The organism is Bradyrhizobium sp. YCK136, assembly GCF_044570075.1.
In the GTDB taxonomy this organism is placed as follows: domain Bacteria; phylum Pseudomonadota; class Alphaproteobacteria; order Rhizobiales; family Xanthobacteraceae; genus Bradyrhizobium; species Bradyrhizobium diazoefficiens.
Genome location: NZ_CP172424.1, coordinates 252,095 through 272,114, shown reverse-complemented (window position 1 = coordinate 272,114; position 20,020 = coordinate 252,095). Strand labels below are relative to the sequence as shown.

Below are 20,020 nucleotides of genomic sequence, written 5' to 3'. Positions count from 1 at the left end.
CGAGGACGCCATGGCATGCCGGATGCCCCGCTTTTGGCGGGGCATGACGCAGTTCAAAAAGTTCAGCTCAGTGCTTCGTCCAGGAACGCCTTCAGCTGAGCCTGATGCTTGGACATCAGACCCGTGGCGGTCGCGGCGGAAGCGGCGCGGCCGACATAACGCGGACGCCGGCTCACACCGTTCACCTGGTTCAGCACCCACTCCAGATAGGGCTCGATGAAGTGCCAGGCACCCATGTTGCGGGGCTCTTCCTGGCACCACACCACTTCGGCCTTCTTGAAGCGCGACAGCTCGGCCACCAGCGCCTTCAGCGGCACCGGATAGAGCTGCTCGACGCGCATCAGGTAGATGTCGTCGATGCCGCGCTTCTCGCGCTCCTCGTAGAGGTCGTAATAGACCTTGCCGGAGCAGAGCACGATGCGGCGGATCTTCTCGTCCGGAACGAGCTTGATGGCATCGGTCGGCAGCATCTGGGCGTCGTCGTACAGGATGCGGTGGAAGGTCGTTCCCTTCGCAAGCTCCTCGAGACGCGACACCGCCCGCTTGTGACGCAGCAGCGACTTCGGCGTCATCAGGATCAGGGGTTTACGGATCTCGCGATGCAGCTGCCGGCGCAGCACGTGGAAGTAGTTCGCCGGCGTGGTCGGGTAGACCACCTGCATGTTGTCTTCCGCGCACATCTGCAAGTAACGCTCGAGGCGCGCCGAGGAGTGCTCCGGTCCCTGCCCTTCATAGCCGTGCGGCAAGAGGCAGACGAGGCCGGACATGCGCAGCCATTTGCGCTCGCCCGAGGAGATGAACTGGTCGAACACGACCTGCGCGCCGTTGGCGAAGTCGCCGAACTGCGCTTCCCACAGGGTCAGCGTGTTCGGCTCGGCGAGCGAATAGCCATATTCGAAGCCGAGCACGGCTTCTTCCGACAGCAGCGAGTTGATGACCTCGTAATGGCCCTGCTCGTGGCCGAGATGGTTGAACGGCGTGTAGCGGCTCTCGTCTTCCTGGTCGATCAGGACCGAGTGGCGCTGCGAGAAGGTGCCGCGCTCGGAATCCTGGCCGGACAGCCGGACGTGATGGTTCTCGTTGAGCAACGAGCAGAACGCCAGCGCTTCGCCGGTCGCCCAGTCGATGCCGGCGCCGCTGTCGATCGCCTTGGAGCGGTTCTCCAGGAAGCGCTGGATGGTGCGGTGGACGCGGAAACCATCCGGCACCTTGGTGATCTTGCGGCCGATATCCTTCAGCGCGGTGATGTCGACGCCGGTGACGCCGCGGCGGGCGTCCTCTTCCTGGTCGGCGATCTTGAAGCCCGCCCACTTGCCGTCGAGCCAGTCGGCCTTGTTCGGCTTGTAGGAGGTACCGGCCTCGAACTCGGCATCGAGCCGCGCGCGCCAGTCGGCCTTGGCCTTGTCGACCTCGCCCTCGGTCATCACGCCTTCGCTGATGAGGCGGCGGGCGTAGAGCTCGAGCGTGGACGGATGCGCCGCGATCTTCTTGTACATCACCGGCTGGGTGAACGCCGGCTCGTCGCCCTCGTTATGGCCATGCCTGCGGTAGCAGAACATGTCGATGACGACGGGCTTGTGGAACTTCTGCCGGAATTCGGTCGCGACCTTGGCCGCGAACACCACGGCTTCCGGATCGTCGCCGTTCACATGGAAGATCGGCGCGTCGATCATCTTCGCCACATCCGACGGATAGGGCGAGGAACGCGAGTAACGCGGATAGGTGGTGAAGCCGATCTGGTTGTTGACGATGAAGTGCACGGAGCCGCCGGTGCGGTAGCCCTTCAGGTCCGACAGACCGAAGCATTCCGCGACCACGCCCTGGCCGGCGAACGCGGCGTCGCCGTGCATCAGCAGCGGCATGACGGAGATGCGCATATCCGGCGGATCGCCGTGCTGGTCCTGCTTGGCGCGGACCTTGCCGAGCACGACGGGATCGACGATCTCGAGATGCGAGGGATTGGCGGTCAGCGACAGATGGATGCGGTTGCCGTCGAACTCGCGGTCCGAGGAGGCGCCGAGATGATACTTGACGTCGCCGGAGCCTTCGACCGCGTCAGGGTTGGCCGAGCCGCCCTTGAACTCGTGGAACAGCGCGCGGTGGGCCTTGCCCATCACCTGGGTCAGCACGTTGAGGCGGCCGCGATGCGGCATGCCCAGCACGATTTCCTTCACGCCGAGATTGCCGCCGCGCTTGATGATCTGCTCGAGCGCGGGGATCAGGGATTCAGCACCGTCGAGACCGAAACGCTTGGTGCCGGTAAACTTGGTATCGCAGAACTTTTCGAAGCCTTCGGCTTCGACCAGCTTGGTCAGGATGGCTCTGCGGCCCTCGCGGGTGAAGGAGATTTCCTTATCGGGCCCCTCGATGCGCTCCTGGATCCAGGCCTTCTGCGCGGCATTGCTGATATGCATGAACTCGACGCCGAGCGTCTGGCAGTAGGTGCGCTCGCAGATCGCGGTGATCTCGCGCAGCGTGCCGTATTCGAGGCCGAGCACGTGATCGAGGAAGATCTTGCGGTCAAAATCGGCCTCGCTGAAGCCGTAGGTGCGCGGGTCGAGCTCTTCGCGGTTGCGCGGCGCCTCGATGCCGAGCGGATCGAGCTTGGCGTGGAAGTGGCCGCGCATGCGGTAGGAGCGGATCAGCATCAGGGCGCGGACCGAGTCGCGCGTCGCCTGGAGCAGATCGGCGGAGGAGATATCGGCGCCCTTGGCCTGCGCCTTGGCGGCGATCTTGCCGCCGACCGCCTTCTCGACCTCGGCCCAATTGCCGTCGAGGGCGGAGGTCAGGTCGTCCTGCGGCGTCAGCGGCCAGTTGGCGCGCTCCCAGGACGGGCCCTCGGCGTTCCTGCGGACGTCGTCCGGCTGGTCCTTCAGGCTCTTGAAGAACTCCTGCCACTCGGTGTCGACCGAGGACGGGTCCTTCTCGTAGCGGGCGTAGATTTCGTCGATGTAGGTGGCGTTGGTGCCCTGCAAAAAAGATGAGAGGGCAAAGGCTGCGTTCGCGTCTTGGCGAGACATACTTGAGTTCCTGGCGATTTCGGTTCGCGCATAACAAACGGCGCTGGCGCTGGGCTCCCCGGCAGAGGCCCAGCGCGATTGGCACCATTTACCCTATTTGCTGCGAAACTTCGCCCGGAAAAGTACGAAGAAGTGAATTAGCCCTTCAACTTTTCGGCAAGCGTGTGCCCGAGGCGGGCGGGAGACGGCGAGACTGTAATCCCAGCCGATTTCATCGCGTCGGTCTTGGAACCGGCGTCGCCCTTGCCGCCCGAAATGATCGCACCGGCATGACCCATGCGGCGGCCGGGAGGGGCGGTGACGCCGGCGATGAAGCCGACCATCGGCTTCTTGCGGCCGCGCTTGGCCTCGTCCTTGAGGAACTGGGCGGCGTCCTCCTCGGCGGAACCGCCGATCTCGCCGATCATGATGATCGATTCCGTCTTGGGGTCGGCGAGCAGCATTTCCAGCACGTCGATGAACTCGGTTCCCTTGACCGGGTCGCCGCCGATGCCGACCGCGGTGGTCTGGCCGAGGCCTTCCTGCGAGGTCTGGAACACGGCTTCATAGGTCAGCGTGCCGGAGCGGGAGACGATGCCGACGCTGCCGGTCTTGAAGATGTTGGCCGGCATGATGCCGATCTTGCATTCGCCGGCGGTCATGACGCCCGGGCAGTTCGGCCCGATCAGGCGGGACTTGGAACCGGCCAGCGAGCGCTTCACGCGGACCATGTCGATGACCGGAATGCCTTCCGTGATGCAGACGATCAGCGGGATCTCGGCGTCGATGGCTTCGCAGATCGCATCGGCCGCGCCCGGCGGCGGCACGTAGATCACCGACGCATCCGCGCCGGTCTTCTCACGCGCGTCGCGCACGGTGTCGAACACCGGCAGGCCCAGATGCGTCGAGCCGCCTTTGCCCGGCGAGGTGCCGCCGACCATCTTGGTGCCGTAGGCAATCGCGGCCTCCGAGTGGAAGGTGCCGTTCTTGCCGGTGAAGCCCTGGCAGATGACCTTGGTGTTCTTGTCGATCAGGATGGACATGAGGTCTGCTTTCGCGAAACTAACGAGTGAGAGGTCAGTGGATGCGGCGGTAGACGCCGGTGAGCACGTCAGCCCAGCCTTCCGCGTCCGGCGAGAACTGGATCTTCAACGAGTAGGAATTGTCGTCGATGATCTCGTAGACGTGGCGCGCATTGCCGCGGAGCGAGCCGCGCACCAGCGTCAGGGTCTTGCCGACCCACCCGCCGGAGGCGGGCGAAGGCGGCGTGTAGCCGAGCGAGTCGTACCAGAACAATTTGTAGGTCCGGTCCTCGCGGTCGAAGGTGAAGATGCCGTGGGTGGCGAAGATCTGCTTGCCGTCGCGCATCTGGACCGAGTCCTGGATCAGGTAGAACCCGTTCAGGTCCATGCGCGCGACGGTGCGCGAGGTGGCCGGCCCGCCCGCCGTCCAGCGCGACGGGAAGACCACCTCTTCGCCATCCCATTCGCCGGCGAACGCGGCGAGACGCGCGTGCTCTGCAAGCGGAGATGATGCGGCGAGATGGTCCTGGGCCATGGCGTTAGCCTCCCTTGACGGCCTTCACGATCTTCTGCGCGGCGTCGTCGAGATTGTCGGCCGGCACCACGTTCAGTCCGGATTCAAGGATGATCTTCTTGCCGAGCTCGACATTGGTGCCTTCGAGGCGAACCACCAGCGGCACGCTGAGGCCGACCTCGCGCACGGCGGCCGTGACGCCCTCGGCGATCACGTCGCACTTCATGATGCCGCCGAAGATGTTGACCAGGATGCCTTTCACGTTGGGATCGGCGGTGATGATCTTGAACGCGGCCGCGACCTTCTCCTTGCTGGCGCTGCCGCCGACGTCGAGGAAGTTCGCCGGCGCCATGCCGTAGAGCTTGATGATGTCCATCGTCGCCATGGCGAGACCGGCACCGTTGACCATGCAGCCGATGTTGCCGTCGAGGGTGACGTAGTTGAGGTCGTACTTGGACGCCTCGATTTCCTTGGCGTCTTCCTCGGTCTCGTCGCGTAGCGCGAGCACCTCGGGATGACGGAACAGCGCGTTGTCGTCGAACGACACCTTGGCGTCGAGCACGCGGAGCTGGCCCTGCTTGGTCACGACCAGCGGGTTGATCTCCAGCATCGACATGTCCTTGGCGACGAATGCCGCGTAGAGCTGCGCGGTGAGCTTCTCGGCCTGCTTGGCGAGATCGCCGGAGAGCTTCAGCGCGTTGGCGACGGTGCGGCCGTGATGGCCCATGATGCCGGTCGCGGGATCGACCGAGAAGGTGACGATCTTCTCAGGCGTGTTGTGCGCGACGTCCTCGATGTTGACGCCGCCTTCGGTCGACACGACGAAGGAGACGCGCGAGGTCTCGCGGTCGACCAGCAGCGAGAGATAGAACTCCTTGTCGATGTCGGAGCCGTCCTCGATGTAGAGGCGGTTGACCTGCTTGCCGGCAGGGCCGGTCTGGAACGTCACGAGCGTCGCGCCGAGCATCTGCTTGGCGAATTCGGAGACCTCGGCGGCCGACTTGGCGATGCGGACACCGCCCTTGTCGCCGGCGGAGGCTTCCTTGAACTTGCCCTTGCCGCGGCCACCGGCATGGATCTGGCTCTTCACCACATAGACCGGACCAGGCAGCGCCTTGGCGGCGGCCTCCGCGTCTGCGGCTTTGAGGACCGGCACGCCCTTGGAGATTGGAACGCCGAACTCGCCCAGCAGCGCTTTGGCCTGATATTCATGGATATTCATATGGTCGCTCCCTGAATCCGCGGGCGGCGACCTCGTAGGCCCACCTCAGTCTTGTGGCTGGCATACCATATACCACAGGAACTGCAACCCGGATTCTTTGACATCGAGATCTTTGGACTGCTGAGCCGGAACCCGCCAGGCCTTCAACAAGAGTTGCTGCCGGGCCCCAGAAGTGAAACCGCCGAAGACCGGTTTTCCGATCTTCGGCGGGATTTGTTTGCGCCTTAGCGGCCGAGAAGATCGGGGGCGATCTTCTTGCAGGCGTCGACCAGGCCCTGCACCGCGCCGACCGACTTGTCGAAGGCCTCGCGGTCCTTGCCGGCGAGCTCGATCTCGACGACGCGCTCGACACCCTTGGAGCCGATCACGACGGGCACGCCGACATACATGTCCTTCACGCCGTATTCGCCGTTGAGGTAGGCGGCGCTGGGCAGCACGCGCTTCTTGTCACGCAGATAGCTCTCGGCCATCGCGATCGCGGAAGCGGCCGGGGCGTAGAAGGCCGAGCCGGTCTTGAGCAAATTGACGATCTCGGCGCCGCCGTTGCGGGTGCGGTCGACGATCTCGTCGAGGCGCGCCTGCGAGGTCCAGCCCATCTTGACGAGGTCAGGCAGCGGGATGCCGGCGACGGTGGAGTACTTCACCAGCGGCACCATGGTGTCGCCGTGGCCGCCGAGCACGAAGGCGGTGACGTCTTCAACGGAGACGTTGAATTCGTCGGCCAGGAAGTAGCGGAAGCGCGCCGAGTCCAGCACGCCGGCCATGCCGACGACCTTCTTGTGCGGCAGGCCCGAGGCCTTCTGGAGCGCCCACACCATGGCGTCGAGCGGGTTGGTGATGCAGATGACGAAGGCGTCGGGGGCATACTTCTTGATGCCGGCGCCGACCTGCTCCATGACCTTGAGGTTGATGGAGAGGAGATCGTCGCGGCTCATGCCGGGCTTGCGCGGGACGCCGGCGGTGACGATGCAGACCTTGGCGTTGTCGAGCGCCTCGTAGGAGTTCGCGCCGGTGTAGTGGGCGTCGAAGCCGTCGACCGGGGAGGACTGCGCAATGTCGAGCGCCTTGCCCTGCGGCACGCCCTCGGCGATGTCGAACATCACGACGTCGCCCAGTTCTTTCAGGCCGATGAGGTGAGCCAGCGTTCCGCCGATCTGACCGGAGCCAATCAAAGCAATCTTGTCGCGCGCCATGTGAACCTGTCCTTTAGACACGTAAGGAGGGGAAAACTGACAGGGTGGTTATCCCTTTCGCTTCGCCCGTTCAAGTCGGTGGATGCCCAATTGTCGGGCTTGCCGAGATCGCAGCCAGCATACCCCCGTCCATCATTCCGGGATGCGCCGACAGGCGCAGGCCCGGAATCCATCGGGCTGCAGAGTTAGTGGCGCGATGGATTCCGGGCTCGCGACTTTGTCGCGCCCCGGAATGACGGCGGAGAAAATGGTGAAATAGGACTTAAGTCTCCACCAGGCCCTTGGTGGAGCCGCTGGCGGTGGAATCCTTGCGGCCGTGAGGCAGCGCCAGATAGGATTCCGAGCTCATTTCGATCAGCCGCGAGGCGGTCCGCTTGAACTCGTTGGCCTCGTTGCCCTCATCGGCGAGGTACAGCGAGATCGGGTTGGCGTCGGCCGAGGCCATCAGCTTCACGGCATTGTCATAGAGCGTATCGATCAGCGTGATGAAGCGCTTGGCGGCGTTGCGCTGGGAGAAGTCCATCACTGGAATATGGTCGACCAGGATGGTGTGATAGTCGTGCGCGAGCCTGAGGTAATCCGATGCGCCGAGCGGCTTCTCGCAGAGATCGGCGAACGAGAACCGCGCCACGCCATGGGCCGAGCACGGCACGTGCAGGATGCGGCCCTTGATCAAAATATCGCGCGACTTGCATTTGGCGCTGCCGCTCATCCGCGACCAGGCGCGGTCGAGGGCTGCGTCCGCATCGCCATCCGCCGGCGTCAGCCACATCGGCACGCCCTGAAGCTTCTCCAGCCGGAAGTCGGTGCGCGCATCGAGCCGCGCCACGTCCATGTGGTCGGTGATCTGCTTGATGAAGGGCAGGAACAGCGAACGGTTGAGGCCGCCCTTGTAGAGATCCTCGGGCGCGACGTTGGAGGTTGCGACCACCACGGTGCCGAGCTCGAACAGCTTTGCGAACAGGCGGCCGAGGATCATGGCGTCCGCGATGTCGGTGACGTGGAATTCGTCGAAGCAGAGCAGCCAGCTCTCCTCGAAGATCGCGTTCGCGGTCAGCGCGATGACGTCGCCGTCGGCGATCTCGCCGCGCGCGATGCTCTGGCGATAGTCGTAGATGCGCTCGTGCACATCGGCCATGAACTCGTGGAAATGCGCGCGGTGCTTGTGCTCGACGGTACTGTGCTGGAAGAACAGGTCCATCAGCATGGTCTTGCCGCGGCCGACCTCGCCATGGATGTAGAGCCCGTGCGGCGCCTCGTCCTTGTCACTGCTGAACAGACGGCTGAGCAGGCCCTGCTTGCGCTGCGGCTTGTAGCTGCCGAGCCGCTGGTCGAGCGCCGCATAGGCTTCGGCGACTTCGGCCTGCGCAGCATCGGGCTCGATCGCGCCGTCGGCGATCTGGGCCTGATAGGCCTCGCGGAATTGGGAACTGGGGGGCGAGAGCATGGCTCTTTACCGCCAGAGACGGACGGAAATTGCAAGCCGTGAATTGGTGTCAGGGGTATGCGAATTTCCTCACTCTCCCCGCAGGCGGGGAGAGGTAAAGACCTACTCACACAGCTCGTAGGCGTCCTCGACCACATACGGTCCGCCGCCGGTCGATGCACGGGACGAGAACAAGACAAAACGTTCGGCCATGAACGCCTTGCTCGGGAAGTAGCCGCGCAGCGACAGATAGTCGGCGACGTCACGGTCGGTGGCGTCGTGCAGTCGCGCCAGCGTGACGTGCGGGATGAACTTGCGTCCCTCCGGATTAAGGCCGATCCGCTGCATCATCCGCTCGAGCTCGGCCTGCAATTCGATCAGCGGCTTGCTCGGCGCGATGGTGGCGACCACCGCGCGCGGCTTGCGGCCGCCGAAGCTCGTCAGCCCCTGCACCTTCACCTCGAACGGTTTGCGGTTGACGCGAAACAGCATCGAGGCGATCTCGTTGGCGGAGACGCCGTCGATATCGCCGATGAAGCGCAAGGTGACGTGATAATTTTCGGGATCGATCCAGCGGGCGCCGGGAAGGCCGCCCCTCAAGTTGGAAAGCGTCTGGCCGATCTCGGCCGGGATTTCCAGACCAGTGAACAAACGCGGCATCGTTTCGCACTCCCGATGCTTGGGTACGGTCCCTTGAAGCAGGACCTTATCCAAATTAGAGCCGGCGACGAATCACCGGTACCCTGATTCCTATCGCAGTTGTGTGACTCTGCGAAGCATCGCGCGGGCCACCCCGTGAAAACCCTGGGAATTAGGGTTAGCGTTGCCTGCTTTTCAACGGCGTTGCTCGCTTATGTTGCGCAGGAATGCCTCCACCGTGGGCATCATGTTGCCGACGATGATGTCCACGCCCGCCGCGGTCGGATGGATGCCGTCGGCCTGGTTGAGCTTGGCGTCGGCCGCAACGCCGTCGAGAAAGAACGGATAGAGCGGCACGTCGAATTGTTTCGCAAGATCCGGATAAATCGAATTGAAGCGGGCGGCGTAGTCGGCGCCGTAATTCGGCGGAGCCAGCATGCCGCACAGCATGACCGGAATCCTGCGCGCCTTCAGCCGCTGGACGATGTCGGTCAGCGCGGTGCGCGTCAGGCCGGGATCGATGCCGCGCAGCGCGTCGTTGGCGCCGAGCTCGACGATCACCCCCTCGGTTCCCTCAGGGACCGACCAGTCGAGCCGGTCGCGGCCGCCGGAGGCGGTGTCGCCGGACACCCCGGCATTGGTCATGCCAACCTCTATGCCTTTGGCCTGCAAGGCTTTTTGAAGTTTCGCGGGGAATGCCTCCTGGGCCGGGAGGCCGAGGCCGGCGCTCAAGGAATCGCCGAGGACCACCAGCTTGATCGGTTTGGCGGCCGGCTGGGCCTGTGCCGACGCATTTGTCGCAATTGTCATCACGGCGAGCACCAACACGGCTATGTGCATGAACAATCCGTAACGCCTCTCGACCGCGCTATCGGAGTTGCCATATGACCGGACCATGGACACTCGCATCGAATCCTCTTCGCTCGCCGGCACCACGCCGGACACCATCGCCATCTCCAACGTCAATCTCTCATTGGGTACGGGCGCGGCACGCGTTCACATCCTCAAGGATATCAGCTTGCGGGTCGCCTCGGGCGAGACGATTGGCCTGATCGGCCCGTCAGGCTCGGGCAAATCCACGCTGCTGATGGTGATGGCGGGGCTGGAGCGTCCTGATAGCGGAGAGGTGGTGGTGAACGGCACGCCTTTCAATGCCCTCGACGAGGACGCGCTCGCCCGCTTCCGCGGCCGCCAGGTCGGCATCGTCTTCCAGTCCTTCCATCTGATCCCGACCATGACGGCGCTGGAGAATGTCGCCGTGCCGCTTGAGCTTGCCGGCAATCCCGAGGCCGCGAAACGCGCGGCGCAGGAGCTGCAATCGGTCGGGCTCGGCGACCGCCTGCATCATTATCCGACGCAGCTTTCCGGCGGCGAGCAGCAGCGCGTCGCGCTCGCGCGCGCGCTGGCGCCCGATCCTGCGATTCTCGTCGCCGACGAGCCGACCGGCAATCTCGACGAGGCGACCGGAAAACAGATCGTCGACCTGCTCTTCACCAAGCATGCCGAGCGCGGCATGACCCTGGTGCTGGTCACGCACGATTCCTCGCTCGCGCATCGCTGCGATCGCGTCATCCGCCTGCGCTCCGGGCGCATCGACACGCAGTCTGCACCGGCATGAGCGCCGCGGCCGAACCGTTCGTGCGGCCCAACGCCGCCGCGTTGTCGCTCCGCTACGCCTTACGCGAATTGCGCGGGGGCCTGCGCGGCTTCTACGTCTTCATCGCCTGCATCGCGCTCGGCGTGATGGCGATCGCCGGCGTCGGCTCGGTGTCGGCGAGCCTCTCCGACGGTCTCGCCCGCGAAGGCCGCACGCTGCTCGGCGGCGACGTCTCCTTCGTGCTGTTCCAGCGCGAGGCCAAGCCCGAGGAAGTCGCTTTCCTGCGTTCGCGCGGCACCGTCTCGACCGCCGCGACCCTGCGCGGCATGGCGCGCTCGGCCGACGGCCAGCTCGCGCTGGTCGAGATGAAGGCGGTCGACGACACCTATCCGATGCTCGGCCAATTGACGCTGGCGCCACAGCTGCCGATGTCCGACATCCTTGCGGAGCGTGACGGCGCGTTCGGCGCGGCTGCCGATCCGACGCTGCTGGCGCGGCTCTCGCTCAAGACCGGCGACCGCGTCACCATCGGCTCGGCGACCTTCCAGATCCGCAGCACGGTCGAAGCCGAGCCCGACAAGCTCGCCGGCGGCATCGGCTTCGGCCCGCGCTTCCTGATCAGCGAGGCGGGCCTGCGGGCCACCGGCTTGATCCAGCCCGGCAGCCTGGTGCGCTGGGTCTACCGGGTGAAGCTGCCCGATACCGCCAACAACGAGCGCGCCACCGACGCCTTCATCGCCGATGCGCGCAACGCCGCGCCGCAGGCCGGCTGGGAAGTCCGCAGCCGCTCCAACGCCTCGCCGCAGCTCGAGCGCAACATCAGCCGCTTCACGCAGTTCCTGACGCTGGTCGGCCTCGCCGCGCTGCTGGTCGGCGGCGTCGGCGTCGCCAACGCGGTGAAGAGCCATATCGACCGGAAGCTCGAGGTGATCGCGGCCTTCAAGGCCGTCGGCGCCACGGGCCGCGACGTGTTCGGCATCTATCTCGCCCAGGTCATCCTGCTGGCCGCGATCGGGTCCGTGATCGGGCTCGCGCTCGGCGCCGCCATGCCCTTCGCCATCGTCGGGCTGTTCGGCAAGCTGCTGCCGCTGCCGGTGGTGCCGGCCGTGCATGCCGACGAGCTCGCGCTGTCCTTCGTCTACGGCCTTTTGACCGCGCTCGCCTTCGGCCTGTGGCCGCTCGGACGGGTGCACGACGTGCCGGTCGCCGCACTGTTCCGCGACACCATCAGCTCCGAATGGCACCGGCCGCGCTGGAGCTATCTCGTGTTCATGGGCGTCGTGATCGCCCTGCTCGTCGCTGTCGTGATCGGCCTGTCCTTCGACAAGCGCATCGCGGCGGTGTTCGTGGCCTCCTCGGTCGTCGTGTTCGCGCTGCTGCGCGGCATCGCCGCCCTGCTGATGACGATCGCGCGGCGGATGCCGCGGACGCGGCTGCCGATGCTGCGGCTCGCGATCGCCAACATCCACCGGCCCGGCGCGCTGACGCCCTCGGTCGTGCTGTCGCTCGGCCTCGGGCTCGCCGTGCTCGTCACCATCACCCAGATCGACGGCAATCTGCGCCGGCAGTTCCTCGCGGCCCTGCCGGATCAGGCGCCGTCGTTCTTCTTCATCGACATTCCGAGTACGCAGGCGGCGCAGTTCGACGGCTATCTGCGCCAGATCGCGCCCGGCGCCAAGGTCGAGGACGTGCCGATGCTGCGCGGGCGCATCGTCGCCGCACGCGGCGTCCGCGCCGAAGAGCTCAAGCCGACGACCGATTCCGAGTGGGTGCTGCAAAGCGACCGCGGCCTCACCTATACCGGCGAGCTGCCGAAGGGCTCCAAGGTGGTCGAGGGCGAGTGGTGGAGCGCCGACTATTCCGGCCCGCCGCTGGTCTCGATGGAGAAGAAGATCGCCGACGGGCTCGGCCTCAAGCTCGGCGACGAGGTCGTGGTCAACGTGCTCGGCCGCGACATCCCGGCGAAGATCAGCAATCTGCGCAACATCGACTGGCAAGGCCTCGGCATCAATTTCGTCCTGGTGTTCTCGCCGAACGCCTTCAAGGGCGCGCCGCATACCCATATCGCGACGCTGACGGAAGCCGGCAGCAATGCCGAAGGCGACGGCAGGATCATCAAGCAGGTGGCCGACACCTACCCGATGGTGACGAGCGTGCGCGTGCGCGAGGTGATGGAGACGGTCGGCTCGGTCGTGACCAATCTTGCGCTGGCGATCCGCGGCGCGAGCGCCGTGACCCTGATCTCGGCGATCCTGGTGCTCGGCGGGGCGCTCGCGGCCGGCCATCGCCACCGGGTCTACGATGCGGTGATCCTGAAGACGCTGGGCGCGACGCGGCTGCGGCTGCTCGGCGCCTATGCGCTCGAATACCTCCTGATCGGGCTTGCAACCGCGGTCTTCGGCGTGATCACCGGCAGCATCGCCGCCTGGATGATCGTGACGCGGCTGATGACGCTCAGCTTCGTCTGGCAGGCCGGCAGCGCGGCCGGCGTGGTCGTGGCCGCCCTGGTCGTCACCGTCGGGCTCGGGCTCGCCGGCACGCTCCTGGCGTTGAACAAAAAGCCCGCCACGGTGTTCCGGAATTTGTGACAAAAGGTAGCGGGCCGCCGCGCGGGTGCGGAAACGCACGATTCTTGCGATTAACCACGTCCGCTCGCCAGGATTGCCGGCGAGGGCGACATTCGGCCGCGCGTGGACGGTTGCAGCGAATGTGTTAGTTTCCCACATATCCAATGGGTTCGGACCCCCGATTGTTAGCCAAAATTTAGTCGGCAGACATCGGTATCCGAGATAGAGTTTGACGAACCGGCGGCATGGCGACCCTCATGCCGGACCGGCCAACCAACGGGAATTCGACCATGTCGGACCTAGACCGTAACTACGCTTCTCCTTTCGGCAGGGCCGCCGGGCGTGTTGACGCCGCGACGGTCGATGCCGGCCTGCGCGCCTACATGCTGCGCATCTACAACTACATGAGCATTGGCCTCGCCATCACGGGCCTTGCCGCACTCGGCGTCTACATGGCCGCCGTGACCGACGTTCCGACCCCGGAAGCCGTCCGCGTCGGCAAGCTGTTCCTGACGCCGTTCGGCTATGCGATGTTCGTCAGCCCCCTGAAGTGGCTGTTCATGCTCGCGCCGCTCGCCATGGTGTTCGTGATCTCGGCAGGCATCAACCGTCTGGCGCCCTCGACCGCCCAGATCCTGTTCTGGGTGTTCTCGGCGCTGATGGGCATCTCGCTGTCGTCGATCTTCCTGGTGTTCACGCACACCTCGATCGTGCGGGTGTTCTTCATCACCGCGGCGACCTTCGGTGCGCTCAGCCTCTACGGCTACACCACCAAGCGTGATCTGACCGGGATGGGCTCGTTCCTCTTCATGGGCCTGATCGGCATCATCATCGCGAGCCTGGTGAACCTGTTCCTGGCGAGCTCGATGCTGCAGTTCATCGTGTCGGTGGTCGGCGTGCTGGTGTTCGCGGGCCTCACCGCCTGGGATACCCAGCGGCTGAAGAACGACTACATCTACGGCTACGCTGCGGCCGGCGGTGACATCGCAGAGCGTGCGGCCATCACCGGCGCGCTGTCGCTGTACCTGAACTTCATCAACCTGTTCACGCTGCTCCTGCAGCTCCTCGGCCAGCGCGATTAAGCGATCGGCGAGAGAGTGGACGACACGAACCCCGGCCGAGAGGCCGGGGTTTTTGTTTGAGCCGGGTGCCTCCACGAACACCGTCATTGCGAGCGCAGCGAAGCAATCCAGAGTGCTTCCGCGGATGCATTTCTGGATTGCTTCGTCGCAAGGGCTCCTCGCAATGACGGAGTATATGGAAACGATGTTGCCTCTTCCGGCCGCCGCGGGAAGGCTCTAATCTTCCCCCATGTCCGCACCTGAAATCAGGCCCACCCTTGAGGCCGACCTCCCCACCATCACCGCCATCTACCAGCAGGCCGTCCGCGAGGGCACGGCGACGTTCGAGCTGGAGCCGCCGGATCTTGCCGAGATGACGCGGCGCTACCGCGCGCTGGTCGACGGCGGCTATCCCTATTTCGTCGCCATCCTCGACGGCCGCGTTGCCGGCTACGCCTATGCCGGCGCCTACCGGCCGCGGCCAGCCTATCGCTTCACGGTCGAGAATTCGATCTATCTCGACCCCTCCTTCCACCGCCGCGGCGTCGGCTCGTTGCTGCTGGAGCGGCTGATCGCCGAGTGCGAGGCGCGCGGCTTCCGCCAGATGATCGCGGTGATCGGCGATTCCGCCAATGCCGGCTCGATCGGCGTGCACACCAAGGGCGGCTTCAGGATGATCGGCACGCATCCCAATGTCGGGCTGAAATTCGGCCGCTGGCTCGACACGGTGATGATGCAGCGCGAGCTCGGCGAGGGCGCCAGCACGGTGCCGGGGAAGTAAGGGCCTCACGTCATTCCGGGGCGCGCATAGCGCGAACCCGGAATCCAGAAGTTTCAAGCGAGCGATGCGGATCGAGATTCTCAGGCGCGCAACCGCGCGCCGGAGTTCGCGACTTCGTCGCGCCCCGGAATGACGACCGAAGGTCGTCACACCACGGCCAGCTTGCGATCGATCACCAGCAGCACGCGCTCGAGCTCGTGGCCGCGGCGCAGGATCAGGCCGGTCGCCGAGATCACGCTGTACATGCCCTGCTTGCGCGCGAGGCGCGGGTCCTTCTCGATGCGATAGATCGGCACTTCCGAGGCACGGCGATAGACCGAGAACACCGCACGGTCCTTCAGGAAGTCGATGGCATAGTCGCGCCACTCGCCGTCGGCGACCATGCTGCCGTAGAGATTGAGAATTCGGCGCAGCTCGAGCCGGTTGAAGGTCACTTGGTTCGGCTGCGCATTCGCAGCGGGGGGACGCGCCGCCGCGCGCTGCTCGCTCGGATCGGCATCCTCCGACGTCAGACTCATGGAGCGCCTCCTGATCGCACGGCATGATCGCGTCCGCGAAAACCGTCCCCGGAACCGCGGATCATGACAATCGCATGATTGCGCCAACCGTTCCCCACCGCAAGGGCTCTCGAGGGCTGTTTGAAGAGCTCTCGGTGCAACCCATTGAACCGGGGGCGAATCGGAACACACGCAACGGTGGAACTCTGTCGCGACGAACCGTCACGGGATCGTTAGCAGGAATCATAGTATCGCCGCTTTTCCGCCCAGCGCCTGCCGCCCTGCACTGCGAAAAGAGCTGTGTGCGTTGACCCGGTCCTTTCGGTTCCGGATTCCTCAGCCCCCAGCCCCCCGGGGTCGACGGGATCGGGTCTGTACGCGCGACAAGGAGGGCCAACGCGAGTTGGTCCTTTTTTGTTTGTGTCGGGATGTTTCTTTCCCCGCTGTCATTCCGGGACGCGCGAAGCGCGGGCCCGGAATCCATCAATCCAAGGTTCCCAGTTGAGAAATGGATTCCGGGCTCGCGCCAAAGAGGCGCGCCCCGGAATGACGAGGGACAAGATTTTTCCGACACGATCTTGCGTACGCTCTCTCCCCTCATCCTTCGCGCGGCGTCCCGAAGGATCGAGGCCCGAGCGGCATCAGCGGGGCCTTTCATGGTTCTCGCGGCGATGCGCAGCATCGTCCGCCGCGCGCGCAAGGGGCGCGCTCCTCACCATGAGGAGATAGAGCCAGACCGCGCATCAGGAAGAATGCGAAGCGTGCGCGTCAGTGCAGCGACGTGTATGCCGCGCCCAGCATCGGGCCGGGTTTCTCGCGGCTGCCGTCCTGGACATAGACCACCGCGCCATCGACGCCGTCGCGCGTGAGGTTCTCGATCGGCACCGTCCAGCTTTCCGGACGACCGTTCCAGTCGCCGACCTTGAGCAGGTTGCGCACCACGTTGTGATAGGTGATCTGCTGTCCGCGATTTTCGCCTTTGGCGATCGCGATCGGCACTGACTTCGCAATCGAGCAGATCCAGACTTCGCCGTGCGAGATCGCCGGCTCCTTGCTCGCGGCCACCGACACGTGGATCTGCTTGCCCGAGAGCGACATCGTCACCGGCACGCTCATCACGCCCATGCCTTTGTCGGTCTTGCCGATCGCACTCTCGATGCCGGCACGATCACTGCCGACGACATGCGTCGAGCCGTTCACCACGACCTGCGGGGTGTAGACCTCGCGGTCGCCGCGCATGCGCGAATAAGCGCGCTGCCGCGCCGAGAAGCGCGAATCCGCCAGCGTGTCCTTCCAGCCGAGATAATCCCAATAATCGATCGGCATGCTCAGCGCGATGATCGAGGGATCGCTGGAGAGATCGCCGATGATCTTGTCGGCGGGCGGGCAGGAGGAGCAGCCCTGCGAGGTGAAGAGCTCAACCACGGCGCGGGGATCAGCCTCAGCGGGACGGATGACGGCGACGATCGCACAGATGCCGAGTGCTCCCGACCAGAAGGCACCGGACCAACGTGAAATCAGATGAGAAGCCGTCATTGCTGTCATGTCGAACGCCGCACACCGTTGCTCGTGGGAAGGGAAATCTTATCGCCTGATGGTCACCGTAGTCTTACGGGCACGGCACATTCAACCGTCCAGGGCGGAGTTTCCGCCGGGCGGGCCCATCCGAAGCATGCCGCAAACGCGCGAAGGCGGCCTTGTGATAGGCCGCCTTCGTTTAACCTTCTACTCACTTCGCAGTGAGCCACCGTTCACAAATCCGCGCTTAAGCCGCGAGCTTGCGCAGCACGTAGTGCAGGATGCCGCCGTTCCGGTAGTAGTCGAGCTCGTCCAGCGTATCGATGCGGCAAAGCAGCGAAACGCGCTGCAACGAACCGTCGCCGGAGACGATCTCCGCGGTCAGCTTCTGGCGCGGCTTCAGATCGCCGACGAGACCACGCAGCGTGACCTTCTCGTCGCCCTTCAGGCCGAGCGACGACCAGGAGGTGCCTTCCTCGAAGGTCAGCGGCAGCACGCCCATACCGACAAGATTGGAGCGATGGATGCGCTCGAAGCTCTGGCAGATCACCGCGCGCACGCCGAGCAGGCGCGTGCCCTTTGCAGCCCAGTCGCGCGAGGAGCCGTTGCCGTATTCGGCGCCGGCGAACACCACCAGCGGCACCTGCTCCTGCTGGTACTTCATCGCGGCGTCGTAGATCGACATCTGCTCGCCGTCGGGCCAGTGCTTGGTGAGGCCGCCTTCCGGGATGTTGCCGTCGGCGCCCTTGAGCATGAAGTTCTTGATGCGGATGTTGGCGAAGGTGCCGCGCATCATCACTTCATGGTTGCCGCGCCGGGTGCCGTACTGGTTGAAGTCGGCGGGACGCACCTGGTGCTCGCTGAGATACTTGCCCGCGGGCGAGGTGAGCTTGATCGAACCGGCCGGCGAGATGTGGTCGGTGGTGATCTTGTCGCCGAACATGGCGAGGATGCGCGCCTCGACGATGTCGGTGACCGGCTCCGGCTCCTTCTTCATGCCTTCGAAGTAGGGCGGGTTCTGCACGTAGGTCGAGCTCATGTTCCAGCGATAGGTCTCGCTCTCGACGGTCTTGATCTTGCGCCAGTTGGTGTCGCCCTTGAACACGTCGGCATACTTCTTCTTGAAGATCGACGCGGTCACGAACTTCTTCATGAAGGCGTTGATCTCCTTCGACGTCGGCCAGATGTCCTTGAGGTACACCGGCTTGCCGTCCTTGCCTTCACCGAGCGGCTCGACGGCGAGGTTCTTGGTCACGCTACCCGCGAGCGCGTGAGCGACGACCAGCGGCGGCGAGGCCAGATAGTTCGCCTGCACGTCCGGCGAGACGCGGCCTTCGAAGTTGCGGTTACCGGAGAGCACGGCGGCGGCAACGATGCCGTTGTCGTTGATCGACTTCGAGATCTCCTCCGGCAGCGGACCGGAATTGCCAATGCAGGTGGTGCAGCCGAAGCCGACCAGGTTGAAGCCGACCTTGTCGAGATCGGCCTGAAGGCCGGAATCGGCGAGATAGGCCGCGACCACCTGGCTGCCCGGGGCAAGCGAGGTCTTCACCCACGGCTTGGCCTTGAGGCCCTTCGCCGCGGCATTGCGGGCCAGGAGCCCGGCGCCGATCAGCACGCTCGGGTTCGAGGTGTTGGTGCAGGAGGTGATCGCCGCGATCACGACGTCGCCATGGCCGATCTCGTACTTCTTGCCTTCGACGGCAAAGCGCTTCGCCGGCTCTTCGGTCTTCTTGTACTCATTGGCGAGCGCGACCGAGAAGCCTTCCGCGACCGACGGCAGCGCGATGCGGCCTTCGGGACGCTTCGGACCGGCCATCGACGGCACGACGTCGGCGAGGTCGAGCGTCAGCGTTTCCGTGAACACCGGATCGGCCGACTTGGCGGTGCGGAACAGCCCCTGCGCCTTGGCATAGGCCTGCACCAGCGCAACGCGCGGTGCGGCGCGGCCAGAGGTCTTGAGGTAGTCGATCGCGGCAGCGTCGACCGGGAAGAAGCCGCAGGTCGCGCCATATTCGGGCGCCATGTTGGCGATGGTCGCCTTGTCGGCGACGGAGAGATGATCGAGGCCGGGGCCGAAGAACTCGACGAACTTGCCGACGACGCCGAGCTTGCGCAGCATCTGCGTCACGGTCAGCACGAGGTCGGTCGCGGTGACGCCTTCCTTCATCGCGCCCTTCAGCTTGAAGCCGACGACGTTAGGCAGCAGCATCGACAGCGGCTGGCCGAGCATGCAGGCTTCCGCCTCAATGCCGCCGACGCCCCAGCCGAGCACGGCGAGACCGTTGACCATCGTGGTGTGGGAATCGGTGCCGACCAGCGAGTCGGGATAGGCGACCTCGAAGGTGCCGGTCTTCTTGCCGACCGTCATCTTCTCCTTCTTGGTCCAGACCGTCTGGGAGAGATATTCGAGATTGACCTGGTGGCAGATGCCGGTGCCGGGCGGCACGACGGAGAAGTTCGAGAACGCCGCCTGGCCCCACTTCAGGAACTCGTAGCGCTCCTGGTTCTGCTTGTATTCCTCGGTGACGTTCTTGGCGAAGGCCTTGTTGTCGCCGAAGAAGTTCACGATCACGGAATGGTCGATGACGAGATCGACCGGCACCAGCGGATTGATCTTCTCGGCATCGCCGCCGAGCTTCTGCATCGCGTTGCGCATCGCGGCGAGATCGACCACCGCGGGCACGCCGGTGAAGTCCTGCATCAGCACGCGCGCCGGGCGGAACGCGATCTCGTGCTCCAGCGACTTCTTGCGCAGCCATTTGGACACCGCGACGATGTCCGCCTTCTTGACCGAGCGGCCGTCCTCATTGCGCAGGAGGTTCTCGAGCAGGACCTTCATCGAATAGGGGAGTTTCGAAATTCCCTTCAGACCATTCTTCTCGGCCGTGGGCAGGCTGTAATAGACATAGGTCTTGGCGCCGACCTTGAGGGTCTTTTTGCATTTGAAGCTGTCGAGCGAGGTCATGTAGGAAATCCCAATT

General features: G+C 64.8%; 15 protein-coding genes. 4 read left to right on the top strand and 11 right to left on the bottom strand.

Going from position 1 to position 20,020, the window contains the following annotated elements:
• Positions 1–62: 62 nt before the first annotated feature.
• The 8 genes from ACFLEY_RS01300 to ACFLEY_RS01265 form a co-directional block, all read right to left on the bottom strand.
• A complete protein-coding gene (locus ACFLEY_RS01300; RefSeq protein WP_060909715.1) occupies positions 63–3,020 on the bottom strand; it encodes a 2-oxoglutarate dehydrogenase E1 component in 2,958 nt (985 codons plus the stop codon).
• Between the two features lie 137 nt (positions 3,021–3,157).
• A complete protein-coding gene (gene sucD, locus ACFLEY_RS01295) occupies positions 3,158–4,042 on the bottom strand; it encodes a succinate--CoA ligase subunit alpha (RefSeq protein ID WP_011083285.1) in 885 nt (294 codons plus the stop codon).
• A 34-nt stretch (positions 4,043–4,076) separates the two neighbouring features.
• On the bottom strand, positions 4,077–4,556 hold the full coding sequence (locus ACFLEY_RS01290; RefSeq protein WP_060909714.1) for a DUF1579 family protein: 480 nt from the start codon (positions 4,554–4,556) through the stop codon (positions 4,077–4,079).
• Positions 4,557–4,560: 4 nt separating this feature from the next.
• On the bottom strand, positions 4,561–5,757 hold the full coding sequence (gene sucC, locus ACFLEY_RS01285) for an ADP-forming succinate--CoA ligase subunit beta (protein ID WP_060909713.1): 1,197 nt from the start codon (positions 5,755–5,757) through the stop codon (positions 4,561–4,563).
• A 224-nt stretch (positions 5,758–5,981) separates the two neighbouring features.
• Entirely contained in the window at positions 5,982–6,950 is a 969-nt protein-coding gene (mdh, locus tag ACFLEY_RS01280) for a malate dehydrogenase (RefSeq protein ID WP_008145224.1), read from the bottom strand.
• 262 nt (positions 6,951–7,212) lie between these two features.
• On the bottom strand, positions 7,213–8,397 hold the full coding sequence (zapE, locus tag ACFLEY_RS01275) for a cell division protein ZapE (RefSeq protein WP_060909712.1): 1,185 nt from the start codon (positions 8,395–8,397) through the stop codon (positions 7,213–7,215).
• Between the two features lie 102 nt (positions 8,398–8,499).
• Entirely contained in the window at positions 8,500–9,036 is a 537-nt protein-coding gene (gene thpR, locus ACFLEY_RS01270; protein ID WP_011083289.1) for an RNA 2',3'-cyclic phosphodiesterase, read from the bottom strand.
• 174 nt (positions 9,037–9,210) lie between these two features.
• Positions 9,211–9,855 (bottom strand): arylesterase, encoded by a 645-nt coding sequence (locus ACFLEY_RS01265; protein ID WP_396605003.1) that lies wholly within the window; start codon positions 9,853–9,855, stop codon positions 9,211–9,213.
• 55 nt (positions 9,856–9,910) lie between these two features.
• On the opposite strand from ACFLEY_RS01265, the gene ACFLEY_RS01260 reads away from it, so the two are divergent.
• From ACFLEY_RS01260 to ACFLEY_RS01245, 4 genes are all read left to right on the top strand, one after another.
• Positions 9,911–10,633, top strand: coding sequence for an ABC transporter ATP-binding protein (locus tag ACFLEY_RS01260; protein WP_060909711.1), 723 nt, complete (start codon positions 9,911–9,913; stop codon positions 10,631–10,633).
• Positions 10,630–13,200: an ABC transporter permease gene (locus tag ACFLEY_RS01255; RefSeq protein WP_060909710.1), complete on the top strand. Its 2,571-nt coding sequence runs from the start codon at positions 10,630–10,632 to the stop codon at positions 13,198–13,200. The genes ACFLEY_RS01260 and ACFLEY_RS01255 overlap by 4 nt, the downstream gene beginning before the upstream one ends.
• Positions 13,201–13,469: 269 nt before the next feature.
• Positions 13,470–14,261, top strand: coding sequence for a Bax inhibitor-1/YccA family protein (locus ACFLEY_RS01250; protein WP_028174871.1), 792 nt, complete (start codon positions 13,470–13,472; stop codon positions 14,259–14,261).
• A gap of 229 nt (positions 14,262–14,490) precedes the next feature.
• On the top strand, positions 14,491–15,021 hold the full coding sequence (locus ACFLEY_RS01245; RefSeq protein WP_060909709.1) for a GNAT family N-acetyltransferase: 531 nt from the start codon (positions 14,491–14,493) through the stop codon (positions 15,019–15,021).
• 146 nt (positions 15,022–15,167) lie between these two features.
• Here ACFLEY_RS01245 and ACFLEY_RS01240 read toward each other — a convergent pair whose 3' ends face one another.
• The 3 genes from ACFLEY_RS01240 to acnA all read right to left on the bottom strand — a co-directional run bounded on the left by ACFLEY_RS01240 (position 15,168) and on the right by acnA (position 20,004).
• On the bottom strand, positions 15,168–15,539 hold the full coding sequence (locus tag ACFLEY_RS01240) for a DUF2794 domain-containing protein (RefSeq protein WP_060909708.1): 372 nt from the start codon (positions 15,537–15,539) through the stop codon (positions 15,168–15,170).
• 747 nt (positions 15,540–16,286) lie between these two features.
• Positions 16,287–17,063 (bottom strand): thioredoxin family protein, encoded by a 777-nt coding sequence (locus tag ACFLEY_RS01235; RefSeq protein WP_060909707.1) that lies wholly within the window; start codon positions 17,061–17,063, stop codon positions 16,287–16,289.
• A gap of 220 nt (positions 17,064–17,283) precedes the next feature.
• On the bottom strand, positions 17,284–20,004 hold the full coding sequence (acnA, locus tag ACFLEY_RS01230) for an aconitate hydratase AcnA (protein ID WP_060909706.1): 2,721 nt from the start codon (positions 20,002–20,004) through the stop codon (positions 17,284–17,286).
• Between the last annotated feature and the right edge of the window lie 16 nt (positions 20,005–20,020).

Excerpts from the sequence above, each read along its gene's own strand:
- ACFLEY_RS01300 (WP_060909715.1), bottom strand. The coding sequence starts at position 3,020 with ATGTCTCGCCAAGACGCGAACGCAGCCTTTGCCCTCTCATCTTTTTTG.
- zapE (WP_060909712.1), bottom strand. The coding sequence starts at position 8,397 with ATGCTCTCGCCCCCCAGTTCCCAATTCCGCGAGGCCTATCAGGCCCAG.
- ACFLEY_RS01255 (WP_060909710.1), top strand. The coding sequence starts at position 10,630 with ATGAGCGCCGCGGCCGAACCGTTCGTGCGGCCCAACGCCGCCGCGTTG.
- ACFLEY_RS01250 (WP_028174871.1), top strand. The coding sequence starts at position 13,470 with ATGTCGGACCTAGACCGTAACTACGCTTCTCCTTTCGGCAGGGCCGCC.
- sucD (WP_011083285.1), bottom strand. The coding sequence starts at position 4,042 with ATGTCCATCCTGATCGACAAGAACACCAAGGTCATCTGCCAGGGCTTC.
- thpR (WP_011083289.1), bottom strand. The coding sequence starts at position 9,036 with ATGCCGCGTTTGTTCACTGGTCTGGAAATCCCGGCCGAGATCGGCCAG.
- sucC (WP_060909713.1), bottom strand. The coding sequence starts at position 5,757 with ATGAATATCCATGAATATCAGGCCAAAGCGCTGCTGGGCGAGTTCGGC.
- ACFLEY_RS01265 (WP_396605003.1), bottom strand. The coding sequence starts at position 9,855 with ATGCACATAGCCGTGTTGGTGCTCGCCGTGATGACAATTGCGACAAAT.
- ACFLEY_RS01260 (WP_060909711.1), top strand. The coding sequence starts at position 9,911 with ATGGACACTCGCATCGAATCCTCTTCGCTCGCCGGCACCACGCCGGAC.
- ACFLEY_RS01290 (WP_060909714.1), bottom strand. The coding sequence starts at position 4,556 with ATGGCCCAGGACCATCTCGCCGCATCATCTCCGCTTGCAGAGCACGCG.
- acnA (WP_060909706.1), bottom strand. The coding sequence starts at position 20,004 with ATGACCTCGCTCGACAGCTTCAAATGCAAAAAGACCCTCAAGGTCGGC.
- mdh (WP_008145224.1), bottom strand. The coding sequence starts at position 6,950 with ATGGCGCGCGACAAGATTGCTTTGATTGGCTCCGGTCAGATCGGCGGA.
- ACFLEY_RS01245 (WP_060909709.1), top strand. The coding sequence starts at position 14,491 with ATGTCCGCACCTGAAATCAGGCCCACCCTTGAGGCCGACCTCCCCACC.
- ACFLEY_RS01235 (WP_060909707.1), bottom strand. The coding sequence starts at position 17,063 with ATGACAGCAATGACGGCTTCTCATCTGATTTCACGTTGGTCCGGTGCC.
- ACFLEY_RS01240 (WP_060909708.1), bottom strand. The coding sequence starts at position 15,539 with ATGAGTCTGACGTCGGAGGATGCCGATCCGAGCGAGCAGCGCGCGGCG.